11 protein-coding genes are annotated in these 15,601 nt (G+C 35.7%); 2 read left to right on the top strand and 9 right to left on the bottom strand.

Annotated elements, in window-relative coordinates; all coding sequences use genetic code 11:
• Position 1 precedes the first annotated feature (1 nt).
• Positions 2-1,081 (top strand): 5-methylcytosine restriction system specificity protein McrC, encoded by a 1,080-nt coding sequence (locus SOI76_RS13920; protein ID WP_104079289.1) that lies wholly within the window; start codon positions 2-4, stop codon positions 1,079-1,081.
• 9 nt (positions 1,082-1,090) lie between these two features.
• Here SOI76_RS13920 and SOI76_RS13915 read toward each other — a convergent pair whose 3' ends face one another.
• The 5 genes from SOI76_RS13915 to SOI76_RS13895 are packed head-to-tail and all read right to left on the bottom strand — an operon-like array spanning position 1,091 to position 9,767.
• Positions 1,091-2,548, bottom strand: coding sequence for a type I restriction-modification system subunit M (locus tag SOI76_RS13915; protein WP_104079290.1), 1,458 nt, complete (start codon positions 2,546-2,548; stop codon positions 1,091-1,093).
• A gap of 58 nt (positions 2,549-2,606) precedes the next feature.
• Positions 2,607-3,485 (bottom strand): hypothetical protein, encoded by an 879-nt coding sequence (locus SOI76_RS13910; RefSeq protein ID WP_104079291.1) that lies wholly within the window; start codon positions 3,483-3,485, stop codon positions 2,607-2,609.
• Positions 3,482-5,185 carry an AAA family ATPase gene (locus SOI76_RS13905; protein ID WP_104079292.1) on the bottom strand — a complete coding sequence of 568 codons (1,704 nt, stop codon included), beginning with the start codon at positions 5,183-5,185 and terminating at the stop codon, positions 3,482-3,484. Before SOI76_RS13905 ends, SOI76_RS13910 begins: the two co-directional genes overlap by 4 nt.
• Positions 5,175-6,965 (bottom strand): restriction endonuclease subunit S, encoded by a 1,791-nt coding sequence (locus SOI76_RS13900; protein ID WP_104079293.1) that lies wholly within the window; start codon positions 6,963-6,965, stop codon positions 5,175-5,177. The genes SOI76_RS13905 and SOI76_RS13900 overlap by 11 nt, the downstream gene beginning before the upstream one ends.
• Positions 6,966-6,980: 15 nt before the next feature.
• A complete protein-coding gene (locus tag SOI76_RS13895) occupies positions 6,981-9,767 on the bottom strand; it encodes a DEAD/DEAH box helicase family protein (protein WP_104079294.1) in 2,787 nt (928 codons plus the stop codon).
• A 513-nt stretch (positions 9,768-10,280) separates the two neighbouring features.
• Between SOI76_RS13895 and SOI76_RS13890 the strand changes: the two genes are divergently transcribed.
• Complete coding sequence (locus SOI76_RS13890) at positions 10,281-11,231, top strand: hypothetical protein (RefSeq protein WP_104079295.1); 951 nt, start codon at positions 10,281-10,283, stop codon at positions 11,229-11,231.
• 5 nt (positions 11,232-11,236) lie between these two features.
• On the opposite strand, the gene SOI76_RS13885 is transcribed toward SOI76_RS13890, so the two are convergent.
• The 4 genes from SOI76_RS13885 to SOI76_RS13870 form a co-directional block, all read right to left on the bottom strand.
• Positions 11,237-11,539: a hypothetical protein gene (locus SOI76_RS13885; RefSeq protein ID WP_032050869.1), complete on the bottom strand. Its 303-nt coding sequence runs from the start codon at positions 11,537-11,539 to the stop codon at positions 11,237-11,239.
• Between the two features lie 279 nt (positions 11,540-11,818).
• Positions 11,819-12,103 (bottom strand): hypothetical protein, encoded by a 285-nt coding sequence (locus SOI76_RS13880; protein ID WP_004842151.1) that lies wholly within the window; start codon positions 12,101-12,103, stop codon positions 11,819-11,821.
• 637 nt (positions 12,104-12,740) lie between these two features.
• Positions 12,741-14,087 (bottom strand): OprD family outer membrane porin, encoded by a 1,347-nt coding sequence (locus tag SOI76_RS13875; protein ID WP_104079296.1) that lies wholly within the window; start codon positions 14,085-14,087, stop codon positions 12,741-12,743.
• 77 nt (positions 14,088-14,164) lie between these two features.
• Positions 14,165-15,550 carry an MFS transporter gene (locus SOI76_RS13870; protein WP_032015169.1) on the bottom strand — a complete coding sequence of 462 codons (1,386 nt, stop codon included), beginning with the start codon at positions 15,548-15,550 and terminating at the stop codon, positions 14,165-14,167.
• Between the last annotated feature and the right edge of the window lie 51 nt (positions 15,551-15,601).

Raw genomic sequence — 15,601 nt, 5'->3', positions numbered from 1 at the left:
CATGTTAGATATCCACTACCATTACATCACTAAATATGGCATACCTATAAAAAATGTTTGGTTATTAATTCTTTATGCATCAGAAGTCTACAAAACTTCTGAAGATAAATTTTTTAACATTGAGGAAAATCTTGAAGACTTATATACCGTTATATTAGAGTTATTATGCAATCAATTTGATAAGAATATTTCTAAAGGATTTTCAAGTAATTATATTACTAGAAGTGAAAATTTAACTCGTGTACGAGGCAGTATTAACTTTTTAATAACTGAAAGTAAGATGTTGATGCAAAGAGGACAGGTCAATTGTTCTTATGATGAGCTTACTCTAAATATCCCACGATACCAATATGTACTTATAACTTTAAAAAATGCACTTTTCTTAAAAGGCATAGAGGGGGTTAAAGAGAGGCTTTTACAAAATATTAATATTCTTGAAGGACTAGGAGTAACTTGTCCACTAATTCAAAACTATGACCTTAGATCAGATCGATTCGGACATTTTGACTATTCTGAACAGGCCCTTCTCCAAACATGTCAGCTGCTAAATGAACTAAAAATTCCTACAATGCAAAAAGGAAATCATTTAATTCCGAATTTAGAGGAAATGAGTGAGGAGTGGCTAAGAAAACTATTTGAGAAAGCAGTTTATGGATTTTATTCTAAAAATTTACCTGCTAATGTTTGGGATGTAAGTCATAACAAAAAATTGCAGTGGAAGCTAGACACTGATTCATTGATTACAGATGTGTTGCCTCAGATGGAGGCTGATATCATTATAAGAAATAGACAAACGGGACAAGCGACTATCATTGATACTAAATTTAATAAAATTTTAGTAAGCAATCGTTTTGGACGAGAAAAGTTCAGGAGTGGTTATATCTATCAAATATATACGTATCTAAGGTCACAAGAAGAAGAGGGATGTCCAGTATTTCAAAGAGGAGTGTTACTTCATCCAAGTGTTGGAGAAAAAATATTCGATAAAGTGAAAATTCAGGGCTATTTGTTAGAGTTTCAAACAATCGATTTAACAGAAATGGCAAAAGAGATTAAAGCTAGACTAATCGAATTAGCCTAGCTTTTTATTTTAGTTTTTTAAACTTATAGCAACGGATTTAAAAGCATCTAACGCAGCTTCTAAATGCTCAATAATTTCTTGCTGAAGAACTTCTGGTGAGGGTAAATCATCAAGATTGTCTAAACTGTTGTCCTTCAACCAGAAGATATCTAGACTGGTTTTGTCACGAGCAATGATTTCATCATAGCTGAAATATTTAAATCGTTCAGTCTCCTGACGTTCAAAGCGATTTTCAGGGTTATAACACTGAATAAAATCACTCAAATCAGATTGACGTAATTGACGAGTTTTGAGCGTAAATCGTTGATTGGTCCTAAGATCATAGAACCAGATTCCTTTCGTTTGAATCTTTTCAGATTTAGGTTTGTTATCGAAGAAAATAACGTTTGCTTTTACACCATTTGCATAAAAGATACCTGTTGGTAATCGCAAAATGGTATGTACATCGCATCCAGCAAGTAATTTTTTACGTACACGTTCACCAACACCACCTTCGAACAATACATTATCTGGTAATACTACAGCTGCTTTTCCATCTTTTTTTAGCATACTCACAATATGCTGGAGAAAATTAAGTTGCTTATTTGATGTAGTTACCCAAAAGTCTGAACGTTCATAGGTGAGAGATTCTTTATCTTCTTCACCTTCCTCGTTGGTAACCGTCATACTGCTCTTCTTACCAAAAGGAGGGTTCGCTAAAACATAGTCTGCTTTTTTTGTTGGCTCACTTATTAAAGCATCTGCACGAACAATAGATGGTTCATCGGTAAGGTGACCAACATTATGTAAGTACAGATTCATGAGACATAGACGTCTTGTACTTGGAACGATCTCATTACCAAAGAATGTATTTTCTTGAAGAAATTTAGCTTGTTTGTTATCTAATTTTTGAGCCAACAGGTATTTATGTGCACCAAGAAAAAAGCCACCTGTACCACACGCTGGATCAGCAATGGTTTTCAACGGTTGAGGACGAATACATTCTACGATTGCATCGATGACAGGACGAGGAGTGAAGTACTGTCCAGCACCACTTTTTGTGTCTTCTGCATTTTTCTGTAAAAGACCTTCATACATATCACCTTTTACGTCAGCCCCAATACCACTCCATGTATCTTCATTGATAAGCTGTACTAAACGATGTAATTTAGCTGGATCTTGTATTTTATTCTGTGCTTTAAAGAAAATAGCACCTAACATACCTGACATTGTACCAAGTTTATTAAGTACTTTAAGGTAGTGGTCTTCTAACTCAGCGCCTTTTAAGTTAATGAGACTGTTCCAGTCAAAACCGTTAGGAATGCCGATATCAACTGACTCAAATGGGTTGTCTATTTTTTGTTCATGAGCCATTTTTAAGAAAAGTAAGAATGTCAGTTGTTCTAGATAATCACCATAACCAACGCCATCATCACGTAAAGTATGACAAAAGTTCCAAATTTTGGAGATTAAAGTAGTTGCATTCATTACAATATAATCAATTCTAAAAAGCTCGGTCAAGAATACATCAATATCTAAGGAAGACCTATAAGCCCATTGATGATAGTTTGTTTTCTAACCACGGTATTTCATCTCGATATTGAAGAATGATACCTTTGGTAAAAGTATAATATTCAGTATTGGGATTGAGTTTATTTGATATCGCTTGGTCTACTTTAGCAGAGACATTAACTTTCCCTAAAATAAGCTCCAACATAGCCTCTAACGTATGTCTGATTTCTAGTTTGATATCTTTTACACCATGAGCATTTAAGCCTAGTAGGTTAATTGTGAAATCTGCTCTTCTATTTTCAATGGTTGTCACATCGGTAATAGCTGGAACTATTTCTCCGCTTATAGGATGTAATAAAAGCTCAGTATCAGACTGAACACAAGGATCTAATAGTAAAGGTTGTTCTGTATTAAGATTAGCAGAGTAATCCCAACAACGTGAGTTTTCATCAATCAAAGGAAACTCATTTCCTTTGCCATATTTAATTTTTGTTACTGAATCTTTTTCTTCTCTATTACATCTTTGGCAAGACAATCTAAAATTTTGCCAACTATAGCTGAGCCACCAATATCCCTCAAAATCTTGATTAGCATTGGGGTGACTCGGTGGATATTTGAGAATATTACCATGAACGTGTACTTTATTTTTTGGTCTGAAATGCTCGACATCAGAAGGAGAACGTACTTGTTTTGCTTCACAGAACCAACATTTTCCAGCACTCTTATTTGCTAGCCATGGCTTTAAATCTTTCCAGTGTCCACTATCAATTAACTGGTCTCTAGGAGATTTCCCTCCATTGGTACTTGGTACACTTGAAGCATTGATGACTTTATAAGCATAAGTAGTGGTTTCATCAGCACCATTGTGAAATTTAGTGTTACTTGGTGATGTGGTATTATTTATAAAATTCATGATTGATTATCTAATAAACTATCTAATAAGATTTCTAAAGCTTTTTGTTTATTTTCGTTTGTGACAATAGGCTCATCTGCATATTTAGTTCCATGCATTAAGTCGAAACGAGCTCGCATAAACTCCTGTTTAATTCGATCTTTAGAATCAAAATTAAAATCTAAGTTTTCTAGATATTCTCTTAATTCCTTTTGTCGCTGTTTATCTTCTTCAGTTTTATCTGGTTTTGGTTTGATTACTAATTTTTGATATTCAATTAATAAATTATTTGTTTCTTTATCTAAGGAACTACCAAGCCCAAACATATCACTCGTGATAATTCCAGCGTAGCCCATACCTTTAGGATCTTGATCAGGTTGATCAGCATAAATTTTCTGATCATCCTTGCGATGTAAAATCTGAATTTGTTGCTTTTCAAGCTCTGCGATAGCAATTGGATTATGTGTTGTTAACACAATATGGCTGGTTTGATCTTCATCAGATTGATCATTACTGATGAACATTTTTAAGTACTTAATATAGTCTACCGACCATTTAGGATTTAGGTGGGTATCAGGTTCGTCTAGCAAAAATAAGCTTTCTTCACCAGCGGTGAATTTTAATAGGCCTAAGACTGTCAATAATTGCTGTTCACCTTCACTTAATTCTTGAAAAACAACATTGTTTGAATTGTTTTTGAGTCTGACCCTGACTCTAATTTCTTTAATTAATAGAGAAATAAAAACACTTTCAATTGCATTGAAGAGGGCTCGGGGAGTCGTGTATCCAAGCTGCTTGATATCATTAGGATCTTTTAGATATAAATACTTATATTCAAAGCTCTTTTTTTTATTTGACCAAATATATTGATGCTCAGATTGTTTTAATGTGATGGGGGCTAAACTTATATCATAGAGCTTTGAAAGAAAAGTTTGTGCATCACCGACTGTTCCCCATACACGTTTATCTCCAGTTGCTTGACCATTCCAAGGTGGCTGTCTAAGTATAAATAATACTGAATGAAGTGCGTTTTCAGGATCAATTCCAAAATGTTCTTCTAAAAATTTTAACCCTATTGAGGAGTCATCTAATTGAGAAAGAAAAGATAGAAGTACAAATTGACTATGTTCTGGTAATGCATAAAATTTTTTACGAATAAAGTTTTCATCAGAAAGTTCAAACTTCATTAACTTTTCATAATGATCTTTCAACGCTGGTTCAAAAATCTTGAACATACGTTCTGAGTGACCAGAATAATAACTAAAAATATATTTAGGAAGATAGTTGCTATCTTCAACTAAGAAATCATTTAATTTAAGCTCAGAATAGCTATCTGATGAATTTAAATCTGAAGATTCTTCAAATAGTTTAGTTTGAATTAAGTCAGCTGAAATCAAATTTTGAGTTTTTATGTATATTTTTAGCTGTTCTTTTGGATCAAGATCTGGATCAGCGATAATCTTAATAGTATTTTGATTTGAGGCTTTACCAATTTTATAAATGATTTCATAAGAAAATAGAGGTTTCTTTTTAAGATCTAGTAGATCGCCAAATATTACAGCTAAAGCTTCTAATACATTTGACTTACCAGTACCATTCCAGCCAATAACAACGGTGATCCATTCTTTCTCATCAAAGTCGATAGAGACATCTTTTAGATTTTTGAATTGATGGGTATGGCTATCCTTAGCGCTCCCGATCTTTAAGTAATCAAGACGCATCTGTATTATCCTTGAGTTTGATCAGATCTTGTTCTTTACTATTTTCACAGTCTGGTTTTATTGAAATTTCGTTATTTAAACTGAGTGTACGTAGTTCTTCGTAAAATTTTTCAATATCTTCAATTTCACTATTGTTACTTAAACCGAAAGCAGATGCTAAGTCTTGTCCCGAAATCCAATTTGTCTGCTGTTTTAGAATATCGAGGATAGTTTTAGACATACTAACTTCCTTTTTTAATTTTGGGGTTGAACGTTTTTTGGGAGTCGCTTTTTTTGTTAAAGCTTCAGTTTCTCGTTGCTGTTGAATACGTTCTAATAATACTAGAGCGGACTCATCATTCGTATCTTGGGTGACAAGCTTTCCATTAAAAGCTTGCTTTAAAATATTTAGTTTTTGTTTGGTAATAGACTCAATAGAGTTTTTAATAGTGTCATGTTGACGTTGTAACTTTTCTAATTGATTGTCTAATACTTCAACAAGATATACTTGTTCTTTGAAAGGAGGTAATGGAAGTACAACTTTTGACAAAATGTCTAAATTAATATTTTTTTGTGCAGTTGCTGGGGCTTCATCTTCTAATTTTTGCTGAATAGTGCGCATAAAAAATTCAATGTATCTCACTGATACATCATTAGATGTTGTTAAAAAACCTACGAGACTGTCGGGAAAACATCCTTCAAAACTCATAATAGCCGTATGACCAATATTTGCCGCAATAGTAATGCACATTGTACCTATTGGCCATAATCTACTCTGTGCTAAACCTGCTTCACTGTAGGTTTTTTCATAGTTTTCAAGAAATGTATCAGCATACCGAATATCACTAGTTTGAATAAATGGATAATCGCCACCATAAAGGTGAGGGGCATTACGTGGTCTATACTGCGATTTTCCGCGGTCTAACCAACCAACTTGAGATAAAGTAGCCCATACCCAACCTTCTGGTAATTTAGGTAAATTTGCTGTATCAGCTTGAACAGGCTCAGGATATTTTTTCTCCCAATCTTTTGGTGGATTTTTACCTTTCTCCGCAAATTCTTTGAGTTTCTCTTGTTCCCAATGTTCACGGCGTTCTTTTAAAATACGTGCTAATAGATGTTTACCAGTCTCAGTAACTTCAGTTTGAGTTTCACGCCATTCTTTACTGAGCTGACCTTCAACGGCCGATTTTAATAATGACTGACGATAAAGCTCTAATTTCTTCTGAGCTGTTTCAAGCTCTTCAATGCCATTATCTAGTTCGCTAAATAACTCATCGATTTTATCAGCGATACGTTTTTGCTCATTTAATGGTGGAAGCGGTAATAATAGTGTATTGAGAGTTTGAGATGATAGATGCTTTACAGTAATGGAAGAAGTGGCATTATTGATAGCCTTTAAATATGGTGGGAGAAGATAAATTAAAAACTGCTTATCGTAGGTATTATCATTTTTAAGTGATATTTTACACACTCGCTGATTGAGTAAGCTAGGCAAACTTTTCCATAAACCTAAATTAAAATCTCCATCCATCCCTACTAAAATTTCATTTTTATAAACCAGATAAAGATCATCATAATTACCACTATAATAGGTTGTTGTATGGCCTTCAATTACATCACGAATTCTGATTAAAGGTAAACCTATACCTTTATTGTTAAAGTAAGAAGACGGAAATGCAAACCCATTCAAGATAGTAGCTACATCACATAATTCAATACGTAGCCATGATGGATGTTTAGAAAGAAGACCCGTAGTATCTTCTTTAATAATATCTGAGATCTTTTTAGTTAAAGCCATTTTGATACCATCATGTTATGCAACGAGTTCTTCGTTTAATTCTTTCATTAATGGCATAAGTTTTTCTCGACCAAAAACTTCTGCCGCTTTAAATGCCCCCCCATGACTCGCCAACGAACCTAACTTAAAATCATTCGGTGTTAGCTGACAACTATTTACAATATGATCTTTCATTAAACGTAACCAATTCATTTGCTCTTCAGTAAAAGCCGTTGCATTCTGTGCATTATGTCTAAAGACCCACTTTTTAAAGCGCTTATCGACTTCCTCACTAAAAGGAGAAAGCTCTTGATCTAAGCCAGAAGCAAAACGAATTAAGGATAATAAATCAGTTAATTTACGCTGAGTATTTACCCCTTTGACTTGACTGCCTTTTACTCTTTCATAAGCAGTCCAAAGACGTTCAGTTGTGAGTAATAGCGGAGGATGGCTGAGTTTATCATGAAGCTCTTGAATCATGCTTAACGTCAGTTCACGCCGTTGATAGGGTTGATCATAAAAGAAACTTAAGGCTTCAATTTCTTCTCGGTGCTCTTTTAAATATGCTTCGAACTTTTCGATATCTTCCTGAGCTTTCTGTTCTACATTTGCAGAGAAGCCTCGGTTAATTACCTTATCCAAATTCACCGTATCAATAACCTGTTCTGCATCCTTTTTATCAGTCAGGAGATAACGAAATTCAGGATCATCAAAAACTCTATAAGCTTGTTCTAAGAGTTCAGCCATTTTTTCTAAATACTGTTGTTCTGAGATGGAATCTTCATCCAGAACATTACCTTTTAAAGCTTCATCTAAGATGAGAGCTTGATTAATTGTATCGGGATCAACGGCATTAAGAATGGTTTCTGTAATCTGCTTTAAGCTTTTACCCTTGGTCAATTCAGTAATTTCAGATTGAGTCTCTGCATCTAAGTTTTTATTTAGTCGAATTAAGCGATTTGCCAGACTTAAAGCAGTATCTTCATCAACATCACCGAGAATGATACCATCCATAAGTTGTTTTAACGTCGTTGAGGGTTTCCGTTCCAGTTGACGACTTTCTGTTTTTTGAGACTTCTCAACACCTACAGCATCAATGATGACGAAACGAGTTTTTGCACCTGTGGCACTCTGAGAGACTTTTTGTAGTCCATCTTTATCTAAGCTACGAACTCCACGACCTTTCATTTGCTCATAATAACTTTTAGAACGTACATCTCGCATGAAGAGCAACACTTCTAAAGGTTTTACATCTGTACCAGTCGCAATCATATCGACTGTTACCGCGATACGAGGGTTATATTCGTTTCGAAAATCACTCAAAACACCATCAGGATCTTTTGCGCTATAGGTGATTTTTTCACAAAATTCATTACCCTTACCATACTCTTCACGAACAATATTAATTATGTCATCTGCATGACTATCTGATTTTGCAAATATTAATGTTTTTGGAACTTCTTCCCGATTAGGAAAAATTTCTTGGCTTATTGCGCGTTTCATTTCCCGAATGATATTGCGAATTTGACTTGGATTAACAACCTCCCTGTCTAAATCCTTATGGGTATAGACAATATCTTCTGCTGCTTCAACTAATCGTTTAGCACGAGTTTGGCGGTTACGACGGTCAATCCACTGCTTAGCACGAATCTTTTTACCCTTCTTTGTAATCTCAGTTTCAATCTCATAGATATCATACCCAACATTAACACCATCAACCACTGACTGTTCATAACTATATTCTGCGACAATATTTTCATTAAAAAAGCCATAAGTTCTGTTATCAGGAGTCGCTGTTAAACCAATAAGAAATGCATCAAAGTAGTCGAGTACTTGTTTCCATAAGTTATAGATGCTGCGATGGCATTCATCAATAATAATAAAATCAAAAGATTCAATTGGCACATTAGGGTTATATTGAATATGTCTTTTAGATAGTCGTGTACTTTCTTCTAAAGTAGTAACTTCATTTAGATTAATATCTTCATCTTGCTCATCTAATTTCTCGCCAGATAAAATGGAATACATTCGTTGAATGGTAGAAATACATACATCGGCTTTAGTATCCAACGTGGATGACATTAATCTTTGAACATTATAGAGTTCAGTGAATTTACGTTTGTCATCGGATGGAGTAAATGCCATAAATTCTTGATGAGCTTGTTTACCTAAGTTCCGTGTATCAACTAAAAACAAAATCCGTTTTGCTTTAGCGAATTTCAATAGACGATATACAGATGAAATGGCAGTAAATGTTTTTCCTGCGCCAGTTGCCATATGAACTAGAGATCGCGGTTTTTGGAGTGCTAAAGATTTTTCTAATCCAGTAATAGCATCAATCTGACAGTCACGAAGATTAACAGTAGCTAATGGTGGCATGTCTAGTAAGTTTTGTCTTAAGTTTTTATTTCTTGTATACAGCTCATGTAAATATTCAGGCTTATAAAAATGAAATAGTTCACGAGATCGAGCTTCAGGATCTCGTTTGTCAGTGAATCGAATAATTTTCGATGTAGCTTGAAATAGAAATGGAAGGGTATCGTATGTCTGTTTGGCTTTAAAGCCAGAAGTAGCGTATCGATCAGTTTGGCGCTCGTGAGCAGTAATATTTTCCCCTTCTTCATCACGTTTAGCTTCAAGTACACCGATAGGTATACGGTTCACGAAAAGAATATAGTCTGCAGGTCCGGTCTTTGTTTGAAATTCACGAACAGCGATACCAAATCCTGCGCTAGGATTATAATTTTTCTTATCGACAACAACCCATCCAGCATCTTCTAGTTTTTTATCAATAACTATACGTGCTTTATCTTCAGGCTTCATGATACTGTTATTTCTAAACTTCTATATTTAGGAAAAGTATACTCATAATTATTAAATTGTTAAACTTGTAATTTAGAATTACTAAATATTACCTTTGATTTAAGTTTATAAATTTTATTAATTAATAAAAACTCTCCATATTGTTAAATTAATCTTTATCCGACTTTAACATAGCTCTTACCTCATCTATTGAAAATGCAGGTTTATGTTGATGGATGATAAAATGGCAATTAGGACAGACAGGAGCCATATCTTTTATTGGGTCAACAATATATTTTTTACCAATAAAGCTAACCAAAGTTTAATTTTTTATGGGGTTAAAATAGAAATTATTGCAACACAAGTTAAAGTAGAAATTCCAAGCACTCATAAGTTTTGGAGTGTTATTGAAAGTATGTGAAAACATACTCTGAAATTTGGGGAAATTTCAAAAGATGATTACTCCGCTGGGGAGCGGTTCAAGAAAAAGGTAATCATTGATTTTTTATAATTTATAAGATTTGGTTAGATCAAATGAACAACTTAATAACGAGATTTTTAGTTAATCTGAGGCAGTGGCATGAAGTTGCGCTGACAATGACTAAAGCGATAGTTGCAATAGGGGTGTTGTGCTTAGTTGTGTATCTTTTAACAATTGGCTATATCCCGTCGGAAATTAGCTTTGGTGATACACTTATTTTTTTACTGATTTTTGCCGCGTTCTCTATTGCTTACACTGTATTAGGGCTTATGCTATTTTTCTTTGGCACATCCTTAGCTCCAGTCACATATCTTGTCTTAAATTGGGTTGATAAGTATTTACCACCACATATTAGAATTGGGAAAAAACTTCCTTTTCCAAAAATTAATATTATTACGTTAAGTGGTTCTCTTTATCTTTTATATGTTATTCACGGCATATTTTTATTACATTGGAAAGTCAATCTGTACATAGGCATTACCGTATTTTTTATTGCCTTTGCGTATTATCCTTTTTACATGAATCGGCAGAAGATTAAAGAATTTAATATAAAATTTGAAAATCTAGCAGATATTGTTGATGATCCTGATGCAAGTGATCATCTTAAAGCATTTGCAATAAAAAAATTAAAGAGGTTAGAAACGCATATTAAAGATAGCTTAGAAATAGCTTTTTTTATTAGCTTAACTCCGCTTGTACCCCTGATTCTTATTGGTGATGTTGGTAAAATATTTCTTAATACTACAATGCAAAATACTGGGGTACGAATAGAAAAGGCAACCTTATATATTAAAGAGCCTTATGCAAATTTAATTGAATTACCAAAAACGACTACTAAAGAACTGAGTCAGTATAAAACCTTTATTTTTAAAGATGTTAAAGTGTTGTTTCAAGGCATTGGTAAAAGCACTTTAGTTTCTTATAAGGTAAAGAATATGGAAAAGCAGTTAGTAATTCCTAATGAATATATTACTGTAGAGCGAAGCAAGAAAATTGAAGAGTAATTAAATTATAAAAAATAAGAAATAGTTAGAATTATGAAAGCAAGGATGTAAACAATTGCAATTGTTGTTCTAGCCATAGCGTTTGCATCACTACTTTTTTCCGTAAGTGGGGGAAAAAGTGGTAATGCTGCATTTTTTAAAATAAAGAATATTAAGGCGTACCCTGCAATAAGTGAAAATACATATTCAAATCCCAACTTTCCCTTAAAGTAAGCAATTAAAGCCATTATTAACATGAATAGGGCTAAGCTTATTAAAAGATATCTCTTAGAGGGAGAGTCTTTTATAAAGAAATCTTCTATTGACATAGGAATGGCTCGCTTTGAAATATTAAATTTTAGATGAACAATTTTTTTCAAATCAACGAATTAATTTTTTTTGAGCATTCTTTCTATGTAAAAATAATAGACTAAATTTTTTGATTAACATAGATACTTCAAGACAAATGGTAGGAACTAATCCTTAGAAAAGGACGTAATGAAATCATTCCCCCAAGGCCCCCGTGCCACAACAGAACTTTAATTTTTTGCGCTGATTTAAAGTAATCCACTATTGCGACACAGAGATAAGGGAGCTAAGCCAAACGCTTAGCCCATGTCGTTTTTATCGCACCGTCGCATCACACTAAAAAAAGTAGGGGCAAAGTCCTGTGGGAGAGCAGGACTTTGCAAACTGACATGTTCTAGACGTTGCATGAGCTTAGGCGAATACACTTGTTCAAGCCGTTGGTAAATACAGTCGCAACTGGCTTGGGTGTGCCCACCCGACAGGCAAATTTTTTCAAATTCCTGCTGCGTGCGGAGGTCACAACCCGAAACGCTGTAATCGCCGACAACAAGGCCTAAAACCAAAATAGTTTTATAAAATTTCATATTATTCTCGTGATGATTTGGGGATATCTCAATGAGAAAAAATAAACCGCTATATTTTAAGTTTTAAAATCATTTTTAAAGGCAATAGTTAACCCGCCTATAAAAGCAATAAAATAAAATGACTTAAATTTTAAAATAAAAATAATTTATAAATTTGAAAATTTAGATAATAGAAAACCCAAATTTTAAATAAATAAAAAGTTTATAAGGGAGAGGGGATTAATCTATAAAAGGTCATGGTCAACTCCTTAAAATGTATGGAGCTCTACCACCAAAAATCACCGTCAATTGATTAGGGTGGTAGAACGAAAGGGGGTTAGCAGACTGGGATCCAAGGAACCAGCACGCGCGAGCGCGTCCCCCTCCCGTCCTACCGCAAAGAAAAGGGACGCAAGGGTCTAACGACTTATAGTGGAACTATAACCCGCCATGGATCTACGGTCTGCTAAAACCGACTGGCAATGTAGGCCAGCGGGACCATAATAATCATAAGTTTTTAACAGGTCAATTCAATTTAAATAAAATATTATAAAAATTTTAAATATAAATTTATATTTTAATTAAACTCAAAAGTTAATATCTCTAAAGCTATAAATTAATAAAAATAATAAAGCTAAACTAAACGTTTAGCCTGTGCTTAAAATGTATAACGATAATTAATAAATACACGGTGTTGGTCCCAGTCTTTACGAGACATACCATTTATTTTTTCACCTAGGTTTGCATTTTCAAACTTTGACTCATAATGCAAAAATGAATAACGCACATCTAAGTTTTTCACCCACGGCAAGGCATAACTCACCGTAAAGTCAAAGTAACGCTCTTTACCTTCAATATCACTGCTGATGTTACTTTGGTGAGCACCAAAGCCATAAATATACTTCGCCTCGGTTTTTAAGCCTTTCACATAGTCTTTCCAGTTATATTTCAGGCGAAGGGCAACGGCGGTTTCATCATTATTGGTAAAGTCGGGGCCAATGGTTGCAGAGGTCGGAAACGGGTTAGTGCCGTGGTCTTGCGTCAAAACCGAGTTGCGTTCGGAGTGCACGGCAAAGTTATCTTCAATCCAAAAACCATCAAACTTTGAAACAGCAATGCCACCTTCAATATTATTCTTAGCCACATTTACATCTATAAAATAGCCATTGCCACGGTTGTTAACGTCTTGACCTTTGACACAGTCCAGCTCGGTTTCGGCACCACATTTAAACAGCTTACCATCATCACGCGAGAAAAAAGCACCTGTATTGAATGTCCACATAAGGCCATGCAAGGGCAATTTATATTGAGCAATCGCCCCATACTTTTTTAGATAATCTTTGCTGTTTAAATACTCGGCATTTACGCTCCAGTTTTTGTACTGATATTTGGCACCAAGTAAGCCGATATAATCAATTCGTTCGTCATTTTCAGTCACTAGTTTTTCAAAACTATCCATGCTGCGCGGTTTCCAGCGGTCATAGTAGGCTATGTAAGTCTGTAGCTGATCATTCAGTTGAAACTGCCCACTCGCACCCGAAAAAGTGTCGGGCACCGCGCGGTTATTGGTGCTTTTAAGTAACAATGAATCTTGCAACTGACGGCCTAATTTAATTTCACCTTTGTCGCCGAGTTTTGCTTTGATGTAGAGCTGCCCTAAAGTCGCAAAGTCTTGGTCGAGCTTGCCGTTATTTTCGACCTCTAAAAGCTGAGCACTAGGCTTGCCAGAGTCAAATAACTTGGTGACTGCATAGAGTGAACCATCTACTCCAAGCCAGTCCCACAAGTAAGGTGACTGATAATTTAACTCAAGTCCTAAAGCACTTTGTTCATATTCACTCGACGAAGGCGAAGGGTTGGCAAGCGTGGGGTGAGCAGTGCCTTCATCGTTCCAGTAACGAGTGTTGAGTTTTAATTCTAACTTGCCAAATTGTTGAGGAAGCTCTGCATAAGCATTGCTCACGCTGCCTAAACCAATACAGCCCCATAGCAAATATTTATTCATTTTAAATTCCTTTTTTAAGCATGAATAAGCCCTTTGCCTAACGCTGGGTTAGGCAAGCTTTTTATGAAATGGATGAATTAAGGAGAGAGTTTTTCGAGCACTTGGCCTTTGGTTTCAATGGCAAACAAGAAGGTCACAAGCCCACCAATGAGCGCCACAACCGCAAGTACACTAAACACATATTGAATGCCGTAGCCACCAACAACCAGACCCACCATAACAGGCCCAATTGCAGAGCCGGCACGTAACCAAGCGGTACTAAAACCAATGCCCATCGCACGTAGGCGAGTTGGGTAAAGTTCGGCAGCGTAAAGGTATAAAGAGAATGAAATAGTTTGCAAAATGGCATAGCTCAGCGTTGCCAAAATCACAACTTCCATCGCCGATTTTGCACCTAAAACAGAGAGGCTCATGAGTGGAATGATTGCCAAGAAAAACGCTGCACTGTACCAAGGGCGGCGGCCGACTTTATCGATCATTAACGCACAGATAATAGAGGCAATCACACCCACGCCCGACGTAATCCAGCCATAACCTAAACTGGTTTGAAGCGACAGGCCAAAGTGTTGTTTGTAGAGAGATGGCAGCCAAGTCACCATGGCGTTGTTCACCATGTACACGCAGAACCACATGCCCCATAGGGTAAAGGTCCGTTTACGGTAAATGCCACGGAACAGCTCGCGCCAATCGGTTTTTGCCATGCCTTGCGGGTTAATTTCTTTAACCACAGGTTCAGGCAAAGGTTTACCGCTTTTAATGGCACCGTCTTCAAAGCTTTTAACCACTTGATCGGCTTCTTTAAAACGGCCTTTTGAAGCCAACCAGCGTGGTGACTCAGGCAAGAAAAACCGTAAAGGAATGACCAGTAAAGATGGAATTAAGCCCACAATAAACATGACTTTCCAGCCGTAAATTGGCATCAGGAAAAATGCTGCCATGCCTGCAAACATAAGACCGAGAGGGAATAAAACTTCGTAGAGCAAGAAAAACTTACCGCGCTTTTCTGCACCAATAAACTCATTAATATAGGCACTCGCAACAGGTACTTCGCCACCTGTGCCAACGCCTTGTAAGAAACGGAAAATTAACAGTGACATTCCGCTCCACGCAAACAGACAAGAAATGTCCATTGCCACAAACAGTAAAATGGTAAAAGACAGCACTTTTAAACGACCGACTTTTTCGGCAAGAGAACCAAAGAAAATCGCACCGACCAGTTGTCCAACATAACCCGCGGCAATGATCGCGCCGACATAGGCAGGCGTCAGGTGCCATTCGGTAATGAGTTGGGGTAAAGCAAAGGCAATCGCAAGAACAGTATAAGCGTCAAAAAAGGTCGCTATACCAATGGTAATACGCATAAATTGCAATCGACCAGTGACGGGTAGCCGTTCAAGTCTTGCAATAATTTCCGCATTTTTTTGATGATGACTAATTTGTTCTACATCCGCTAGATTTGTCATCTTCTATCTCCTTATTACTACATTCCTCGTAGTTTTTTTGTTCTATTTCGC

It is taken from the genome of Acinetobacter pittii, assembly GCF_034064985.1.
In the GTDB taxonomy this organism is placed as follows: Bacteria; Pseudomonadota; Gammaproteobacteria; order Pseudomonadales; family Moraxellaceae; genus Acinetobacter; species Acinetobacter pittii_H.
This window is presented reverse-complemented; position numbering and strand designations above follow the sequence as displayed.